Origin of the sequence: Phyllobacterium sp. SB3 (assembly GCF_040009165.1) — a bacterium.
GTDB lineage: Bacteria > Pseudomonadota > Alphaproteobacteria > Rhizobiales > Rhizobiaceae > Phyllobacterium.
The window spans coordinates 131,452-150,088 of sequence record NZ_JBDYKI010000006.1; the positions used below are offsets into that span (position 1 = coordinate 131,452).

General features: G+C 60.3%; 17 protein-coding genes and 2 pseudogenes. 14 read left to right on the forward strand and 5 right to left on the reverse strand.

Annotated elements, in window-relative coordinates; translation table 11 throughout:
• Positions 1-100: 100 nt before the first annotated feature.
• The 3 genes from ABKW30_RS21390 to ABKW30_RS21400 form a co-directional block, all read right to left on the reverse strand.
• Entirely contained in the window at positions 101-325 is a 225-nt protein-coding gene (locus ABKW30_RS21390; protein WP_348600952.1) for a hypothetical protein, read from the reverse strand.
• 83 nt (positions 326-408) lie between these two features.
• Positions 409-885 carry a GNAT family N-acetyltransferase gene (locus ABKW30_RS21395; RefSeq protein WP_348601107.1) on the reverse strand — a complete coding sequence of 159 codons (477 nt, stop codon included), beginning with the start codon at positions 883-885 and terminating at the stop codon, positions 409-411.
• Positions 886-908: 23 nt separating this feature from the next.
• On the reverse strand, positions 909-1,988 hold the full coding sequence (locus ABKW30_RS21400; protein ID WP_348600953.1) for an NAD/NADP octopine/nopaline dehydrogenase family protein: 1,080 nt from the start codon (positions 1,986-1,988) through the stop codon (positions 909-911).
• Between the two features lie 212 nt (positions 1,989-2,200).
• On the opposite strand from ABKW30_RS21400, the gene ABKW30_RS21405 reads away from it, so the two are divergent.
• The 14 genes from ABKW30_RS21405 to ABKW30_RS21470 all read left to right on the forward strand — a co-directional run bounded on the left by ABKW30_RS21405 (position 2,201) and on the right by ABKW30_RS21470 (position 17,751).
• Positions 2,201-3,304, forward strand: a complete 1,104-nt coding sequence (locus ABKW30_RS21405; RefSeq protein ID WP_348600955.1) for an extracellular solute-binding protein — start codon at positions 2,201-2,203, stop codon at positions 3,302-3,304.
• Between the two features lie 30 nt (positions 3,305-3,334).
• Positions 3,335-4,321, forward strand: coding sequence for an ABC transporter permease (locus ABKW30_RS21410; protein ID WP_348600956.1), 987 nt, complete (start codon positions 3,335-3,337; stop codon positions 4,319-4,321).
• Positions 4,321-5,121, forward strand: a complete 801-nt coding sequence (locus ABKW30_RS21415) for an ABC transporter permease (protein ID WP_348600957.1) — start codon at positions 4,321-4,323, stop codon at positions 5,119-5,121. Before ABKW30_RS21410 ends, ABKW30_RS21415 begins: the two co-directional genes overlap by 1 nt.
• Complete coding sequence (locus ABKW30_RS21420) at positions 5,121-6,191, forward strand: ABC transporter ATP-binding protein (protein WP_348600958.1); 1,071 nt, start codon at positions 5,121-5,123, stop codon at positions 6,189-6,191. Before ABKW30_RS21415 ends, ABKW30_RS21420 begins: the two co-directional genes overlap by 1 nt.
• A gap of 25 nt (positions 6,192-6,216) precedes the next feature.
• Complete coding sequence (locus ABKW30_RS21425) at positions 6,217-7,692, forward strand: NAD(P)/FAD-dependent oxidoreductase (protein WP_348600959.1); 1,476 nt, start codon at positions 6,217-6,219, stop codon at positions 7,690-7,692.
• 13 nt (positions 7,693-7,705) lie between these two features.
• Entirely contained in the window at positions 7,706-8,203 is a 498-nt protein-coding gene (locus ABKW30_RS21430; protein WP_348600960.1) for a CMD domain protein, read from the forward strand.
• Complete coding sequence (locus ABKW30_RS21435; protein ID WP_348600961.1) at positions 8,204-8,785, forward strand: peroxidase-related enzyme; 582 nt, start codon at positions 8,204-8,206, stop codon at positions 8,783-8,785. It abuts the gene before it with no gap.
• Positions 8,786-10,123, forward strand: coding sequence for an MFS transporter (locus tag ABKW30_RS21440; RefSeq protein WP_348600962.1), 1,338 nt, complete (start codon positions 8,786-8,788; stop codon positions 10,121-10,123). It abuts the gene before it with no gap.
• 119 nt (positions 10,124-10,242) lie between these two features.
• Positions 10,243-11,229 (forward strand): TAXI family TRAP transporter solute-binding subunit, encoded by a 987-nt coding sequence (locus tag ABKW30_RS21445; RefSeq protein ID WP_348600963.1) that lies wholly within the window; start codon positions 10,243-10,245, stop codon positions 11,227-11,229.
• A 102-nt stretch (positions 11,230-11,331) separates the two neighbouring features.
• Positions 11,332-13,401, forward strand: a complete 2,070-nt coding sequence (locus ABKW30_RS21450) for a TRAP transporter permease (RefSeq protein WP_348601108.1) — start codon at positions 11,332-11,334, stop codon at positions 13,399-13,401.
• 152 nt (positions 13,402-13,553) lie between these two features.
• On the forward strand, positions 13,554-14,594 hold the full coding sequence (locus ABKW30_RS21455; protein ID WP_348600964.1) for an ABC transporter substrate-binding protein: 1,041 nt from the start codon (positions 13,554-13,556) through the stop codon (positions 14,592-14,594).
• Positions 14,595-14,717: 123 nt separating this feature from the next.
• Entirely contained in the window at positions 14,718-15,779 is a 1,062-nt protein-coding gene (locus ABKW30_RS21460) for an ABC transporter ATP-binding protein (protein ID WP_348600965.1), read from the forward strand.
• Between the two features lie 62 nt (positions 15,780-15,841).
• On the forward strand, positions 15,842-16,957 hold the full coding sequence (locus ABKW30_RS21465) for an ABC transporter permease (protein WP_348601109.1): 1,116 nt from the start codon (positions 15,842-15,844) through the stop codon (positions 16,955-16,957).
• Positions 16,954-17,751, forward strand: coding sequence for an ABC transporter permease (locus ABKW30_RS21470; protein ID WP_348600966.1), 798 nt, complete (start codon positions 16,954-16,956; stop codon positions 17,749-17,751). Before ABKW30_RS21465 ends, ABKW30_RS21470 begins: the two co-directional genes overlap by 4 nt.
• A 31-nt stretch (positions 17,752-17,782) precedes the next feature.
• Here ABKW30_RS21470 and ABKW30_RS21475 read toward each other — a convergent pair.
• Both ABKW30_RS21475 and ABKW30_RS21480 read right to left on the reverse strand, forming a co-directional pair.
• A pseudogene (locus ABKW30_RS21475) lies at positions 17,783-17,992 on the reverse strand (transposase); the annotation flags it as partial.
• Between the two features lie 340 nt (positions 17,993-18,332).
• A pseudogene (locus ABKW30_RS21480) lies at positions 18,333-18,542 on the reverse strand (transposase); the annotation flags it as partial.
• Between the last annotated feature and the right edge of the window lie 95 nt (positions 18,543-18,637).

Here is an 18,637-nt window from a genome sequence, read left to right on the forward strand (position 1 = left end):
CAAGCACTGATTACCTCCCACCGCCATGAATCGAGTATGTGGTCATGAAATTTCCTGAGCATTTCGCCCGGAAAGCATTTATCGAGTGCAGCCTTTATTTCTACATGTGGCACTCATGCGCAATCGTGTGTATTGCGAGATTTACATTTTCTTGCTCTTCGTCAGCAGGCATAGCTTCGACAGCACCATTATTGACGATGTGGCTCTTGATCGAACTATCGCGAAGAACGGCCGGTGTCATTGCCATGCCCGTGCCGAACCTGTTGATACCGCACGGTACGCAGATTTCCTGTCCGGGCGAGGCACAGGAAGCGGAGCTTGCCAATCGGGAGGCCGAGCAATACCGCCAGAGCCTCGACAGACCCCGGCCCATTTCGGCCGGGACAAACGGGCACGGGATCGAACCGGCTATCGGGAAATCTGCAGCTTGTAGCCCAGATGGCTTGCGTGGAAGCCGAGCCGCTCATAGAAGCGGTGCGCATCCGGACGGCCCTTGTCCGTCGTGAGCTGGACGAGTTCACAGCCTCTCCGGCGGCATTCGGCAAAGGCCCATTCGAAGACAAGCTGGCCAAGGCCCGCGCGGCGGCGATCCCCGGCAATGCGAACCGCCTCGATCTGCCCTCGCCACGCCCCCTTGCGCGAAAGCCCGGGAATGAATGTGAGCTGGAGCGTTCCAACGATCCGGCCCGCTTCGACAACGGCCACGAGGAACTGATTGGGATCGGCGTCGATGGCTTTGAAAGCGTCGTGATAGGTGAGCGGAAGCGGGGTTTCGGGTGCTTCCCGCTCCCGTCCTAATGGATCATTGGCCAGAAGTTCCACCAGGGCGGGCAGGTCTGCCGGCCGGGCGCGGCGGAATTCAATATCTCCGGTTTTTTCAAGCATGGCGTTGAACCCGTTGTGCTTCGTCAGGCCGGCGCATATCCGTTCCTGCACAATGCCTGCAATTGCTCCGGCGTCAGCTTTTCGAGGCCAAGGACCGGCAGGATGTCATTGTCGGCGATGAGATCGCGGCCATAGGCGGCCGAATAAAGCGCAATGCCCGATTCGTGCAGAACGGCCAGGTGGCCGGCAAGCCTGCCCAGCAGGGCGGTCGGCCAAAGGCCGAATGGCGCATCCTCCAGAATATAGCGGCTTTCGATCGTGGTCGGCCCGAACCCGCCCCGCCCCTGGCGGTGCATTTCCCGGTTCATGTCGCAGACCGAGCCCATCGGCACGTGAAAGGAAAGGGAGAAATGCTCACGCACGGTGCGCACCGAGAGCCCGAAACTGGCGGCGATCGCCAGGCGTTCCTCGTCGAGCGCTTCGATCAGGCGCCCCACGGCCGGCGTGACATTCTCGCCCTGGCCCCAGCGCTCGCCTTTTTCCATGCGGGTGAGATTGAGCAGGGCAATGCCGAGATGGTTCTGCGGATTGAGATTGCTCAATGCGATCGCCATCAATCCATCCCGCCTGACGAAGCGGTCACCGAACAGCGCCGTGCACAGCGCATGGCCCTCATTGATCGCGCTTGCGGGAATTGTGGCCACATCGACCTTCTGGCGGACCGTCGCGACATTGACGCTGGTGGGATCCTGCTGGCGTCCCGTCACAAGGGTCGTGCCCCAGACGATGATGGGCAGCTCGACGCCCCTGGCGGCAAGAAGCCGGGAAAGATAAAGCCCGCCGAAGGATGTGTGAGAACTGATGATCACCGGTTGGCCGGGGCGAAGGTGAGGGGCGGCCGCGTCCATGACGGCCTTGTGCCCATAGGCCGGAAGAGCGATGAGGACGACGTCCGCCTTGTCCAACGCCGCAGCGCAGTTCTGCGCGACCGCGATGGTGAAGGCGCCTTCTACCGCATTCGTGGCAACCAGTTTTTCGCCTTCGGCCAATTGCCTGGTGCGATTGCCGGAAGGGGACCAGAGCACCGGCGAATGACCCGCATCGGCAAGATAGGCAGCACAGCCATAGGCGATTGCACCAGCGCCAAGAATACCCACCCGCATCGCCATACCCCTATACCTGTCTGATTCCACCCATTGCCGTCACACCGTTATCGTCCGGCTGGGCGGTCAATTGTCAATCCACAAATTTACATTTGTATTTTTGAGCGGAGTTGTGTTCAATCCTGCCAATGCAGTCTTTGTGACAGGTTTTCGACAGATACAGATGGTTGCATTACAATAAGCCGATGAGACCGGGGAAGCTGGAGAAAAAGATGAACGAGATCAAGACAAGTCGCCGATCGACGCTGAAATTGCTTGGCGGTGCAGGCTTGCTTGCCACGCCGATGCTGATACGCCCGCGCCCCTCGTGGGCCCAGGAAAAAGTCCTGAACATCACGACTTACGACAAATTCATCCCGCAGGACTTTATCGATGCCTTCCAGAAGGAAACGGGTATCGAGATAAGGATCAGGCTCACGGACGACCAGGGCAAGCAATACAATCTGCTGACGGCGGAAGGCGCCAATCCCTCCACCGACATCGTCACCGTGACCGGGCATCGCCTGACCCAGTTCACCAAATCCAATCTGCTCGCCGCTCTCGACACGTCCCGGTTGAAAAACTGGAAGAATCTTGCAAGTGCCTACAAGGATGCTCCACAACTTACGATAGACGGAAAAGTGTGGGGCCTTCCTCTCCTTGCCGGATTCGAGGGGCTGGCCCGCAACACCGACTACACCAAGACCTCGGACAGCTGGGAGATCATGTTCGACCCGGAATACAAGTCCTACACCTCCTATATCATCAGCGACTTCCTCTCCGTCACCATGCGCTTCCTCGGCACGGATGGCGACTATGTCTCTTATGAAGGCAAGCAGGAGGAAGCGCAGAAAGCCACCGACCAGGCAAGGGACTTCCTGATCAAGCACAAGGACATGGTCCGCAAATATTACGACGCCGGTTCGGAAATGCAGCAGATGTTCGTCAACGAGGATATCTACCTCGCCCAGACCTGGTCGGGGCCCACGTCCAAGCTGATCATGGACGGCCATCCGATCGAACTGTCGATTCCGAAGGAGGGAACATATGGGTTCCTCTATTCCTTCAACGTCGTCAACAATGCGCCGAACGCCGAAAGCGCCTACAAATTCCTCGATGCCATTCTCGCCTCCCCGGAAATCGGCGCGGCGATGACCCGGCAGTCAGGCTTTACCTCGACGATCGCCGGCGTCGACAAGGTGCTCGACGATCGCGAGCGCGCGGCCTCGACCCTGCCCGAGGACCAGATCGCGCGGATCGAGTTTTTCAGTTCGGTCAACCGCTACATGAAGAACGACATGATCGACCGGGCCGTTGCCGAGATAAAGGCAGCCTGACCGTTTTGACGATTGCCGGGGCGCATACAGATGATTGACAAAGCCGATTCGATTCCGGGTCGCCAGGCCGGCAGCGGGCCATGGCGATATAGCGGCTGGATCGGCCGGCTGGTCAATTCCTCTGTCTATCGCTTCACCATCGGTGCCTTGGCGCAAAGCAGGATCGGCCAGCTGGTCCTGCTTCTGGCGGTTCCTCTCCTGTGGATCGTCTTCTTTCACATCGGGCCGATTTTCCAATTGGCGAGAATAAGCTTTCTGGAACAATTTCCTATACCTGCGGGAAAGACCGGATCTTATACCTTATCCAATTACATGGTTTTCTTCCGCGACAGCCTTTACTTCGTTCCCTTCATACGAAGCCTGGTCTTTTCGGCCTGCGTGACTGCCGTGGCTCTGGTCGTGGTCTATCCGGTGGCCTATTATGTCGCCAAGGTCATCGCCCCGGGCCACCGCACCAAGGCGCTCCTCCTCCTCCTCGTGCCCTTCTGGGCAGGGGAACTGATCCGCACCTTTTCGGTGATCATGCTTCTGGCAAATCGCGGCGCGGTGAATGTATTGCTGCGGGAAATCGGACTGATCGAGCGGCCGGTCCCGCTTCTCTACAATTACTTTTCCCTGAGCTTCGGTGTGATCTATCTGATCGCACTGTTCATGCTGCTGCCGCTCTATGCCGCCATCGAGAAGATTCCGTCCCACCTGATCGATGCCGCCGCCGATCTCGGTGCCGGTCCGTTGACGCGCTTCAGGCGGATCATTTTGCCGCTTTCCAAGGATGGCATCGTGTCCGGCTGCAGCCTCGTGTTCCTGACCTGTGTCGGCGTCTTTGCCTCGCCGCTTCTGCTCGGCGGGCCGGGCACGGTGATATTCCCGGAGATCATTTCCGCATTCTTTCACGGTGCGAGCGACAAATGGCCGGTCGGCGCGGCCTTTTCCATGCTCATGCTCGTGGTGGCGCTGGCGATCGCCGGCGTCTTCATGCGCATCGTCGGCGGCGCCCGCACCACGAGGTTCATGTGATGTCAGGATCTACCCTGTTCGCAGACGCATCCCGCACGGCATTGTCGGCAACCTACTGGATATTCGTGGTCTATCTCATCGGCCCGCTGCTGCTGATGATGGCCATGAGCTTCAAGGATGCCACATTCATCGCTTTTCCCGTCGGCAACTGGACGCTGGACTGGTATGTCAAGGTCATGGGCGACCAGCAGTTCCTTTCCGCATGCCTCTATTCACTGTTCATTGCCTTCGTCACCACGGTTGCCGCAACGATCATCGGCGTGTGGATCGCCATGCTGATTTCAGCGGAAGGCATCTGGGGAAAAACCCTCATTTTCGCGCTCGCCTGCCTTCCGGCCGTCGTGCCGGGGATGATATCGGCCATTTCACTGCGTATTTTCGTCAGCGTGCTCAACATGCAGACCGGCACGGCAGCCATTATCATGGGGCACACCTTCCATGCGGTTCCCTTCGTCGTGATCATGGTGCTGACCCGGTTGCGCACCATGCCGAACAGTCTCGTCGATGCGGCCCGCGATCTCGGCGCGGACAATTTCGTCGCCTTTTGCCGGGTGACACTGCCATTCCTCGCCCCCGCTCTCATCGGCGGGATGATCTTCTGCGCATTGACCAGCATCGATGATTTCGTGCGAACCTTCTTTCTGGGCGGCTATCGCCCCACGCTTCCCATGCTGATCTTCGCAAAGGTTCAAAGCGGAATGTCACCGGAAATCAATGCCATGGCTACGATTGTCGTCGTCGTTACGGCGGCTGTCGGACTCTATGCCGAACGCCTGACGCGCCGCTCAAGGACCCGCTGATGCCGCCTATCGTCCATTTCGACAAAGTTACCAAAAACTATGGCGGGGTGCCCGCCGTCGACCGCCTCAATCTGAAGGTCGAGCCGGGCAGGTTCATCACCCTGCTCGGCCCGTCGGGTTGCGGCAAGTCGACCACGCTGCGCATGCTCGGCGGGTTCGAGATGCCCGATGCCGGAACCATCTATCTCGGTGGAGCGGATGTGACCCGCCTGCCGCCCAACCGCCGCAACGTCAATATCGTGTTTCAGGATTATGCGCTGTTTCCGCATATGAGCGTGGCGAAGAACATCGCCTTCGGTCTCGAGTTGAAGGGATTGGCGTCGGCCCGCATCCATGAACGGGTCATGGAATTGCTCGGCCTCGTTCAGCTCGAGGATTTTGCCGGCCGCATGCCGGCGCAGCTTTCGGGCGGCCAGCGGCAGCGCGTCGCCCTGATGCGGGCATTGGCCCCGGACCCCGACGTGCTGTTGCTGGACGAGCCGTTGAGCGCGCTCGATGCCAAGCTTCGCCAGCAGATGCAGATCGAGCTCAAGTCGATCCAGGAAAAGACCGGCAAGACGTTCATTTTCGTCACCCATGATCAGGAGGAGGCGCTGACCATGTCGGATGTGATCGTGATCATGAACAAGGGGCGCATCGAGCAGATGGGCGATCCGCATTCGCTTTATTCCCGTCCGAACAACAGGTTTGTCGCCAATTTCATCGGCGAGACCAATTTTCTCCAGGGCCGGGTGACGGCGCTCGAAGACAGGATCGCCGTTCTCCAATGGGGCGGCACCGAGGTGCGTGCAACGGTCGGCTCCCATCGGGTTGAGATCGGCGAGATCGCCAATGTGGCGGTTCGGCCCGAAGCAATCCTGTGTTCGGCGAGGAAGTCCACAAAGGGAAACGCCATCGAGGGAACCGTCACGCACAGGATTTTCAAGGGCAATCACACCTCGCTGACGATTGCCCTGCCGGACAATCGATCCATCCACGCCATGGCCGACCCGCAGGCACTCGGCCAGCTTTCGAACGACCGGGTCTGGATAAGCTGGAGCAAAGACCGTGCCGTTGTCCTTGCAGACTGACCGCAGAGCGAAGGGATAGACATTGATGGCGCAAGGGAGCGAAAGCCGGTTGGACGCACTCGATGCGCGGGTGCGGCAGGATCTCGCCTTTCTCAACTACCCACCCGCAAACTGGGTGCCGGAAACCCGGGACACATCCGGCCGCGCCGTATCGGACGTGGTTGTCATCGGGGGTGGCATGTGCGGGCTGGTGGCCGCCTTTGCGCTGTACAATGCCGGCATTTCCAATCTGAGGATTGTCGACCGGAGCCCGGACGGGTTCGAGGGACCCTGGATGACCTATGGCCGGATGGAAACATTGCGGTCGCCCAAGCAATTGGTCGGGCCTGCCTACGGCATGGCTTCATTGACCTTCCGGGCCTGGTTCACGGCCCGCTTCGGCGAGCGCGAATGGGACCGGCTCTTTCGCATTCCGCGGCCGATGTGGATGGAGTATCTGAGGTGGTACCGCAAGGTGCTGGCCCTGCCTGTCGAAAACGGTGTCGACGTAAGCCGGGTGAAACCCTTGGCCAGCGGCCTGTTCGAGCTGGAGATGGCCGGCGGAACGCAGGCACCGGTGCTGACGCGCAAGGTCGTCCTTGCCATGGGCCGCGAGGGCCTCGGCCGTCCGACGATCCCCGGCTTCGTGCTGACGCTCCCGCAGGAGCGCTGGTCGCATTCGTCGGACATGATTGATTTTGCCGCATTGCGGCAAAAGCGCGTCACCGTCATCGGAGTCGGGGCTTCGGCCGTCGACAATGCCGCCGAGGCCCTCGAACGGGGCGCCGCCGAGGTTCGATTGCTTGCCCGGCGCAAATCCATGCCGACGGTCAACAAGCTGATGGGCATAGGCTCCTATGGCGTCACCGCCGGTTTTGCCGAAATCAGCGCCGAATGGCGCTGGCGCATCATGGATTATTCCATGAAGCATCAGACGCCCGCGCCCCACAATTCCACCCTGCGCGTCAGTCGCCACGGCAACGCCTTCTTCCACTTCGACTGTGCTGTCCAATCCGTCGAGGTCGATGGCGGCGAGCTGGTGATCCGCACGGAAAACGGCCGGGTGTTCAGAACGGATCACATCATTCTCGGTACCGGGTTCACGGTCGATACGTTCAGCCGTCCGGAACTCGAGCCCTATGCGAATGAAATCTCCGTCTGGGCCGATCACTACACGCCTTCGCCGGGCGAGGAGAATATCGACCTTGCCCGCTTCCCCTGGCTGAGCAGCGACTTTTCCTTCACCGAGAAGCAGGAGGGACGGGCTCCCTGGCTGAAGCACATTCATTGTTTCAACTATGCGGCAACGCTCAGCATCGGCAAGGTGAGCGGCGACATTCCTGCGATAAGCGAGGGTGCGCAATGGCTTGCGCGGGGACTGGCGGCAAGGTTCTTCATCGAAGACGTCGACAGGCACTGGGAGGAACTTCTCGCCTATGAGAAGCCGGAACTGGACGGTTCGGAATGGACGGATGCCGATGCCTCGCCAGCGCCGCTTTCCCAAAGGGTTCAAACCTCATGACGCGAGAGGGCGAATGATGACGATCGACGTGGTGGACCATATTCTGGGATTAACCGGCTCCCCGGACCTGGCGGCCCTGCGCGGCCAGCGGGCGGATATCAGACGTCTGACCGAGTCGAGCTACGAAGCGGCGCTGCATCCAGGGGAGCCTCGTAACTTTTCCTATGCAGAACGGGCGGCCCTTGCCGGGCGCATGGCGCGCCTGTGGAAATCGCATGAACTTGCCGCGCATTATGATGGCGTGTTGCACAAGCAAGACGGCGACGCGGCCAGCCTGCGCATCAGCGACCCGGAGAACCCTCTTGACGGCGCCACGGACAGGCTGAAGGCGATCATCCGGCATGTGGATCTTGTCACCCTGACGCCCAGACAGGCCGAGAAATCCGATATCGGCCTTCTCTACGCTGCCGGGCTTGACGACCGCGATATCGTCACGCTGGCCGGTCTGATCGCTTTCGTGAACTATCAGATTCTCGTCATGGCGGGTCTGCGCATGCTGAGGGACAACTGAATGGCCAGAGAGATCGTCCGCAGCTTCACCCTTGATGCGCTCGAATGGGACCCCTATGTGACCCCGGTCGATCTTGCCGAGGCAACGCCGGAGCAGTTGAACGCGCTGAAGGTCACGCCATCCAATACCAAGGTTTCGGCCTATGTCCGGGTGCTCGCCCATGAGCCGGAGACGCTGACAGAGCGGACGCCGCTGTTCAACGACATCATGTATGCCAAGGGCGGGCTTTCCCGCGGCGAGAGAGAACTTGGAGCGCTTGCAGCCTCGCTGGTCAATCATTGCATCTATTGCGCCGCGGTCCATGCAAACCGCTTCATTGCACTCGAAAAGCAACCGGAGATCATAGAGGAAATCTATGCGCGCGGCATCAAGGCCGACCTGCCGGAAAAATATCAGGCGATCTTCGATTTCGGCATCGAGCTGACGGCCCATCCGGACCGGGTGGGGGTCTATCAATTCTACCATCTGAGGGAGATCGGACTGACCGATCTCGAAATCCTCGATCTCATTCATGCGGTTGCGATATTCGGTTGGGCGAACCGGCTGATGCACACGCTCGGCGAGCCGGTCAGGGAGGCTTGAATGCTTTCCCTCCTGCACAACAAGACCTATCGCCATCTGTTCGGGGCGCAGATCATCGCCCTCGTCGGCACGGGGCTCGCCACGGTCGCTCTCGGCCTGCTCGCCTATGATCTGGCGGGGGAGGATGCGGGCGCGGTTCTCGGCACGGCCCTTGCCATCAAGATGATCGCCTATGTGGGCGTCGCACCGGTTGCGGCGGCCTTTGCCGAACGTCTGCCGCGCCGCGCCATGCTGGTCACGCTCGACCTCATCCGCGCGCTCGTGGCGCTGGCCCTGCCGTTCGTGACGGAAATCTGGCAGGTCTACGGGTTGATTTTCGTGCTGCAATCGGCTTCCGCTGCCTTTACCCCGACCTTCCAGGCAACGATCCCGGACGTCCTGCCCGACGAGAAGGATTACATACGCGCCCTTTCGCTCTCGCGGCTGGCCTATGACCTGGAAAGCCTGGTCAGCCCCGTTCTTGCCGCCGCACTTCTGACGGTCGTCAGCTTCCACAGCCTGTTTGCCGGAACGGTCGTCGGTTTCCTGGCTTCGGCGGCGCTCGTCGTCTCGGTTGCGCTTCCGGCTTCGAAGCCCGGGGAACGCCGCGGGTTCTCCGACCGGACCACCCGTGGCCTGCGCATTTACTGCGCCACGCCGAGACTGCGCGGCCTGCTTGCGGTCAACATGGCGGTTGCCGCCGCGGGCGCCATGGTGATCGTCAATACGGTCGTGATCGTTCAATCGCATTGCGGCCTGGCGCAACGCTGGACCGCTCTTGCGCTGGCCGCTTTCGGTGCCGGGTCGATGCTGGCCGCTCTCCTGCTGCCGCGTCTGCTCGAGACGGTGAAGGATCGCACGGCAATGCTGGCGGGAACCATCCTGCTCGTCGCCGGTCTGATCGCCGGGGAGGTGGTGCACTCCTATTTTGCGCTTCTGGCGCTCTGGTTCATCCTTGGCATGGGCTATTCGGCGGCACAGACGCCCTCGGGCCGGCTTTTAAAGAAATCCGCCCATCCGGAAGACAGGCCCGCCCTGTTTGCGGCGCAATTCGCGCTTTCCCATGCCTGCTGGCTCATTGCCTATCTCCTGGCCGGATGGCTGGGTGCATCCGGAGGCATGTCGCTGACCTTCATCGTCCTCGGCCTGATCGCGGGGCTTTCCACGGCAATGGCACTGCTGGCATGGCCCGCAGCCGATCCCGATGTGATCGAGCATGGCCATGAGGGGCTTGCGCCTGATCATCCCCATTGGAGGGAGGGCACGAAAACCTCCGGGACCAGACATGCCCATTCCTTCGTCATCGATCGGCATCACACCATTTGGCCGCAACAGGGCTGTCGTGGACGCAACGGGTGAACGCGCAAATCTTCCAATTTGGCCGGCTGATTCATTCTTTCCACACAAGGTGACCGAGAACAGTTGACAATCGGCTTTTCGGTCATGATCCTTCGTCGCAAAAACATAAGAGGTATGAAATGACTATCATGAAAAGATTCGGGCCTTTGGCGGCCGTGGTGGCCGGAGTGGTCTTTGTCGGAGCGACCCTGGCAGTTGCACAGACGCCGGCCTTCTTTCGCATAGGCACAGGCGGAACGGCCGGGACCTACTATCCTATCGGCGGCCTTATCGCCAATGCGATATCGGGGGCGGGAGACAAGGGGGTTGCCGGGCTCGTGGCAACGGCCGTTTCCTCCAACGGTTCGGTGGCAAACATCAACGCGATTGAAAGCGGCGGGATGGAATCGGGCCTGACCCAGTCGGATGTGGCCTATTGGGCGCACAGTGGAACCGGCCTCTATGAGGGGAAGGGCAAGGTCGAGAATCTCCGGTTGATTGCGACGCTTTATCCGGAAACGATCCATCTCGTTGCCCGCAAGGGCGCCGACATCAAATCGGTCGCGGACCTCAAGGGCAAGCGCGTGTCGCTGGACGAGCCCGGCTCCGGCACCATCGTCGATGCCCGGATCGTGCTCGGCGCCTACGGCATCACCGAGAAGGACATCAAGGCCGAATACCTCAAGCCCGGCCCGGCCGGCGACCGGCTACGCGACGGCGCGCTGGATGCCTATTTCTTCGTCGGCGGCTATCCGACTGGCGCCATATCGGAACTTGCGACATCGAGCGGCATTTCGCTCGTACCGATTGCGGGGCCGGAAGCGGAGAAGCTCCTTTCCCAAAACAGCTTCTTTGCAAAGGATACCGTTCCGGCGGGAACCTATACGGATGTGGGGGAGACGCCCACGATCTCCGTTGCCGCGCAGTGGGTGACGAGTGCCAGGCAACCGGATGACCTGGTCTACAACATTACCAAGACCATGTGGAACGACGCCACGCGGGCAGCGCTGGATGCCGGTCACGCAAAAGGAAAACTGATCACCTTGCAGAATGCGACGACGGGCCTCGCTATTCCGCTCCATCCGGGCGCGGAACGCTTCTACAAGGAAGCCGGCGTGCTGAAATAAGCAAGCAAGGTGGAAGCCAACCAGAACAGCAGAAGGGAGGCGGTTCGTCCGCTTCCCTTATGCTGAACCATTCAACACCAATGTGATGGAGCTCTGATGCCGATGTCGTCAGACGAGCAATCCCCTATAGCGCCAATGGAGCTTGATGAGGCCAGGACACGCGAGCTGGAGGAAAAGTTCGATTCCGAGATCCGGTTTCGCCCGCTCTCGCCGGCAACAGGCTGGATTGTCGGGGCCCTGCTGGTTGTGCTGTCGATCTTCCACTACTACACCGCCGGTTTCGGCCTTCTGCCCGAAATGATCCACCGCGGCATACATCTGTCCTTCGTGCTGGGGCTGGTGTTCCTCGTCTTCCCGTTTTCGCGCAAGGGCTATGACCAGCCGGCCGTATCCTCCTTTCTGCGACCGCTCGGCATTTCCCTGTTCGACTGGCTGCTTGCCTTTGCGGCCGTTGCTGCGGTTCTGCATGTTCCCCTGATCCCGCTCGACGAACTCGCATTCCGCGTGGGAAATCCCACGCCGACGGATGTGGTCCTCGGCGGCCTGCTCATCCTGGCTCTGCTGGAAGCAACCCGGCGCTCCGTGGGCTGGCCTTTGCCGATCATTGCGCTCCTGTTTATGGGCTATGCCATTTACGGCCGGTCCATGCCGGGCATACTGGTTCATCCGGGCGCGACCGTTTCGCAGCTCGTGGACCACCTCTATCTGACGACGCAGGGGATTTATGGCATCGCGCTCAGCGTCGTCGCCACCTATGTTTTCCATTTCGTCCTGTTCGGTGTGTTCGCCACGCGCATCGGCCTGGGCCAGCTTTTCCTCGATTGCGCCGCCTGGGTGGCGGGGCGCTATGCCGGCGGTCCGGCCAAGGTCTCCATCTTCGGTTCCGCGCTTTTCGGCATGATCTCTGGCTCGTCCGTTGCCAATACAGTCACGGTCGGGTCGCTGACGATTCCGGCCATGATCCGTCTCGGCTACAAGCGCCACTTTGCCGCCGCGGTCGAGTCCGCATCCTCCACCGGCGGGCAGATCACGCCCCCGATCATGGGCGCAGCCGCCTTCCTCATGATCGAATTTCTCGATCTTCCCTATACGACCATCATTCTTGCGGCTATCGTGCCGGCCTTCATGCATTTTTTCGGGGTATTGGTGCAGGTCCATTTCGAGGCCAAGCGCACCGGGCTGCGCGGCTTGCGTCCCGACGAGATGCCGGACCTGAAGGAAGCGTTCCGGCGCGACTGGCCGACGGTCATACCGCTGATTGCCCTGATCGGCATCCTGATTGCCGGCTATACGCCCTACCTTGCGGCCTTCTGGGGGATTACACTGTGCATTCTCGTCGGCCTGATCAATCCGCGCCGGCGCATGTCCATCATGGATATCCTGGAAGGGCTGCGCGACGGCGCGAAATACGCCTTGGCCGTCGGGGCTGCCGCCGCAACAGTCGGGATCGTCGTCGGCGTCGTCACGCTGACGGGGGTCGGCTTCAAGATCTCCTTCATCGTCACCTCGACGGCGGTGGAGATGGCAACCTGGTTCGGCACCATATTGCCGACGATGATGTTTGCGCCGCAATCGCTGACCCTGCTGTTCACCCTGATCATGACGGGCGTCGTGTGCATCCTCATGGGATGCGGAATTCCAACGACAGCAAATTATATCATCATGGCGACGATTGCGGCGCCGACGCTCGGCATGCTCGGCGTCGAGCCCATCGTCGCGCATTTTTTCGTGTTCTATTACGGCGTGCTTGCGGACATCACGCCGCCGGTCGCCCTTGCCGCCTATGCGGCCGCGGGCATGGCGGGTGCCGATCCGTTCAAGACGGGCAATACGGCGTTTCGACTCAGCCTCGGAAAGGTGCTCGTGCCTTTCGTCTTCGTTTTCTCGCCATCCCTGCTGCTGGTTACGGCCAATTTTTCCTGGGCCGATTTCTTCATTGCCTTCATCGGCTGCGTCGTGGGCATAACCTGTCTCGGCGCGGCGCTCTCGGGATTCATGCTGGTGCGAATGCGCATCTGGGAACAGGTCACCTTGGTCGCCGCCGCCGTTCTTCTGGTAGTGCCGGAGCTTTATTCATCGTTGCTGGGAGGTGGGATGATCGTGCCGGTGCTGATCCGTCAGCTCAAGGGCCTGAAAGCGCCTTCCTTCGAAAACGAGGCCGTCGGACCCTGATGTTGGGTGCGGGTACCATGAACCGCCTTTGCAAATTTCCTTCAGGAGGTGGACGGTGGTAATTTGTTGGCGGCCGCAGGAAATGCCAGGACGGCATTGGCGACGCCGCCGATGCAGACTGCGGTTTGTTTGACTTAAAAAAGGGGAACAAAATGAAGATTCTGACTGCTTCTTTGCTTGCATGCTCACTTCTTGCCTCCCAGGTTGTGATCGCCGAGGCCCGCGACCTGACGGTCGTGTCCTGGGGCGGCAACTATCAGGATGCCCAGCGCAAGATCTATTTCGAACCTTTTGTGAAGGAAGCCGGCAAGCCACTCCTCGATGAAAGCTGGGATGGTGGCTATGGCGTTCTCCAGGCAAAGGTGAAGGCGGGCGTCCCGAACTGGGATGCCGTCCAGGTGGAAGCCGAGGAACTCGCCCTTGGCTGCGCGGACGGGATCTACGAGAAAATCGACTGGGACAAGATGGGCGGCAAGGACAAGTTCCTGCCGGAAGCTGTCGACGAATGCGGCGTGGGCGCGATCGTCTGGTCCACCGGTATTGCCTATGATGGCGACAAGATGAAACAGGCCCCGGCCTCCTGGACCGATTTCTGGGATACAAAAAAATTTCCCGGAAAGCGCGGTCTGCGCAAGGGGGCAAAATATGCGCTTGAGTTCGCCCTGATGGCCGATGGCGTGGCCATCGACCAGGTCTATCCCGTTCTTGCAACGCCCGAGGGTGTCGACCGCGCGTTCAAGAAGCTCGACGAGCTCAAGCCCGACATCGTCTGGTGGGAAGCGGGCGCCCAGCCGCTGCAGCTGCTCTCTTCGGGCGAGGTGGCGATGACGACCGTCTATAATGGCCGCATAAGCGGCGTGAACCGGTCGGAAGGCAAGCATTTCGGATTTATTTTTCCCGGCAGCATCTATGCGATCGACAGCTGGGTCATCCTTAAGGACAGCCCGAACAAGGACGCGGCAATGGACTTCATTGCCTTTACCAGCAAGGCGGAAAACCAGTCCATGCTGCCGGAATATATTGCCTACGGGCTTCCGAACATCGAGGCGGGAAAACTCGTTCCGGAAAAATTCCAGGCGGAATTGCCGACGGCGCCAGACAATCTGAAAGGAGCCATTCCCCTCGACATCGACTTCTGGACAGATAATTCCGAAGCGCTGACCCAGCGCTTCAATGCCTGGCTTGCCCAGTAGGTTCGGCCGCAGGAGCATGGTTCGCCATGCTCCTGCGCCATTTCTCATGTTCGACGAGGACGCGCTTGAATTTTCCGGCTGGGTCTTGTTGAGACTGTCCCCGTTTGTCAAGGTTATCGGACGATGGCTGATTCATTCATTCGGTTCAAAGACGTAAGCAAATCCTTCGGAGCGTTGACGGTTGTCGAGGGCCTGAACCTGGATATCGAGCAGGGAGAATTCATCAGCCTTCTTGGTCCTTCCGGTTCAGGCAAGACGACGATTCTGATGATGCTTGCAGGCTTCGAGAGCCCCACCACCGGCGCGGTATGGGCCAGGGGCAAGCGCATCGATCTCCTGCCACCGCATAAACGCAATATGGGCGTGGTGTTTCAGAACTATGCCCTGTTTCCGCATATGACCGTGTCGGAGAACGTCGCTTTTCCCTTGCGGATGCGCCGGCTCGGGCGCGCCGAGACGGCGGACCGCGTCACCCGGGCTCTCGACATGGTGCAACTCGGCTCCTTTGCCGATCGCCGCCCGTCGCAGCTTTCGGGAGGGCAGCAGCAGCGCGTTGCCCTGGCACGGGCCCTGATCTTCGAGCCGGAGGTTGTGCTGATGGACGAGCCGCTCGGCGCCTTGGACAAGCAGCTGCGCGAACAGATGCAACTGGACATTCGCGCGCTGCACCGGCGCCTGGGACTGACCGTCGTTTTCGTGACGCATGATCAGACGGAGGCGCTGACCATGTCGGACCGCATCGCCGTCTTCAATCACGGAAAGGTCGAGCAGACCGGTTCGCCCGCGGAGATCTACGACCATCCCTCGACGCGCTTTGTCGCAGAATTCATTGGCGAGACAAATCTCGTCCGCGGCTCCGTCGAAACCGTCGAGGGAACCACCGGCAGAATCCGGCTGGAGAATGGCGGAACCCTGTCCGTCGAAGCCAGTGGCCGGCTGCATGCGGGAAAGGATGTCTGCCTCTCGATCAGGCCCGAACGCGTCACGCTGGGCACAGGGCCGGACAATAGTTTCAGCGCCCGGATTTCCGACGTGGTCTATCATGGCGATCATTTGCGGCTGCTCGTCCAGGGGAACGAACAGTCCTTCATCATCAAGACCGATCGCAGCCGCCGGCCTCCTTCGGTGGGCGACAACATCATGATTTCGTTCTTGCCGACCGATTGCTGGGTGATTGACGCATGAACCGGGGCCGGTTCCGCACCCAGGTCACGTCCCTGGCGCTCGTCGCACCATTGTTGCTGTTCCTGATCGTTTTCTTCGCTTTGCCGCTGTTCACGATGATGAAGTCGGCCGTATCGGACCCGATCGCAGCCAATGTGCTTCCGGCGACGGCATCGGCGCTGTCGGGCTGGGATCGTGAAAGTCCGCCGAGCGCGGCCCTGCAAGCCGCTTTTGTCACCGACCTGAAGCAGATCGAAGACGATCAGCTGTTCGGCGACCTGGTCCGGCGGTTGAACAGCGCCAAGTCCGGCTTCAGGACGCTGATGCCCAAAACGCGCACCGCCGCGAAAGAGGCCGGGGAACCGCTCGATCTCGTTGCCCTCGACAAGCGCTGGGCAGACAATGGCTACTGGCAGGTCATAGGCGTTGCCGCATCGTCGACGATCACCGACCGCAATCTCCTTGCTGCGCTCGATCTTGGCCGGGACGCTTCGGGAGAGGTTGCAGCGCTGCCGACCGGCGCGTCGGCCAATCGGGCCATTCTGCTGCGGACTTTCTCGATGGCCCTGGCGGTTACGGTGGCGTGCGTTCTCATCGGATTGCCCTTTGCCATGATCGCGGCGTCCGTCGAGGGGTGGAAACGCCAATTGCTGTTGGGCGCGGTGCTGCTGCCGCTCTGGACGTCGCTGCTCGTGCGCACAGCAGCCTGGTTCATTCTGCTGCAGGACAATGGTCTGATCAATTCCACGCTGATGTTCCTCGGCCTGACCACGGAACCGCTGGCGCTGATCTTCAACCGCGTCGGCGTCATCATAGCCATGACCCACGTGCTTTTGCCCTTCATGGTCCTGCCTGTTTTCAGCGTGCTCGCGGGCATCCCGAAAAACCTGATGCCCGCTGCCGCGTCGCTCGGGGCCCATCCTGTTCAAGCCTTCCTGACCGTGCTCCTGCCGCTATCCCTGCGCGGGGTCATATCCGGCTCGCTTCTCGTCTTCATGAGTGCCCTCGGCTACTATATCACGCCCGCACTGATCGGAGGCGCGAAGGACCAGATGATCAGTTCGGTCATCGCCTATTACGCCACGGGCGCGGCAAATTGGGGTATGGCCGGGGCGCTGGGCCTCGTCCTTCTGACAGCGACGCTTCTCCTATACGTGGTTTACCTGCGGCTTTCGGCCGAGAGGGAACTGCGGCCATGAATGTGCTGCGCTGGTGCAAGATCGTCTTCGGGGCGGCCGCCGTCTTCTTTCTGCTCGCGCCGCTCGTTGCCATTCTGCCACTCGCCTTCACCGACAGCGTGTTTCTCAACTATCCCGTTCCCGGTTATTCGACGCGTTGGTTCGAAGAACTCCTGACAGCCGAAGTCTGGCGCAGGTCGATCGTCAACAGCCTGATCATTGGATGCGGGACGACGGTGCTGGCAACCGTTCTCGGGACCGTGGGGGCGCTCGGACTGCGCGGCACGCGGCTGTCGCCGGTCTTCGCTTTCATCAAGACCATCTTTCTCCTGCCCATGGTCGTGCCGGCGGTGGTGCTGGGCGTCGGCATGCAGCTGATGTTTGCGCGTTACGGGCTGGCAAACAGCTATCTCGGCGTGATCATAGCCCACACCGTCGTGGGTGTGCCCTTCGTCGTCGTCAACGTGCTGACGGTGCTGCAGGGGAGCGACCGGCGCCTCGAACAGGCGGCGGCAAGCCTGGGTGCGGCTCCCCATGTGGTCTTCCGCAAGATAACCCTGCCGCTTGCGCTTCCGGGAATCGTATCGGGCGCCGTCTTTGCCTTCGCCACCTCCCTCGACGAAGTGGTGCTGACGCTTTTCGTGGCAGGGCCCAACCAGCGGACCTTGGCAAGACAGATGTTTTCGACGATCCGGGAAAACATAAGCCCCGCGATAGCTGCCGCGGCCTTCGTTTTCATTGTCGGAACAATGCTGATCGCCATTGTCTTCAAGCTTTCCATGAAGGCGGCCCAACGCCGGCAGGAGCAGGCTTGATCCCGGCCCGTGGACAATTGCGGCTAGAGCATCGTGCGGCCGCCTTTCGTAGATGGTCTTTCAGTTTTGAAAAGGCCATTTCTGTCGGGTTCAGGTCGGGCGAATATTGCAGCAGGAAGAGCATCCATGCACCGCGTTGCCGTACAACTGCTTCGGCCTTGGCGCTCTTGTGAACTGAGAGATTATCAAGAATGACGACATCGCCGGGAGCAAACGTCGGAGCCAGTTGCGTTTCGATATAGATATTGAAGGCCTCCCGGTCCATTGCACCTGGACCCAAGGGCGGCCAGCGCATCATGGCGCAAGCCGGCAATGAATGTCCGGGTTCCTCACTTGCCGAACGCAGCACTGGCCTTGAGGCGCTTGCCGTTCTTCGCCCGTCCTCCTGGACGGCTCGTCCTGGTGTTGAGTTGATCCAGACCCTGCGCCGCCCGGCAACATCAGCGCGAAACCGAAAAACCGTGCTCTTCGGCCAGCTTCTCAGCCGCCAGCGTCGGCCCAAAGTCCGCGCAGCGTTCTCGCACCAATTGCAGCGCCAGATCACGTACTCCATCATTGATCCGGTTGTTGGACCGTCGGCCAACGATCCGCTTCAGCTTGGCATTCTCCTCCTCGAGCTGCCGTAGCCGCTTCATTTCAGATGGCATCAGGCCAGCATATTTCTTGCGCCAGTTGTAAAACGTGGCATCCGAAATACCTGCCTTGCGACAGACCTCTCCAATCGGCGTTCCATCCTCTGCCTGCTTCAAAACGAATGCGATCTGCGCTTCCGAAAACCTCGATGCTTTCAAAGAACTCTCCTTTTCCCGCATAAGGGCTAATAAGTGGAAAAGATCACCCGCGAGCAGCGGCCTTGACGACTATAATATTTGCTATTATTATAACT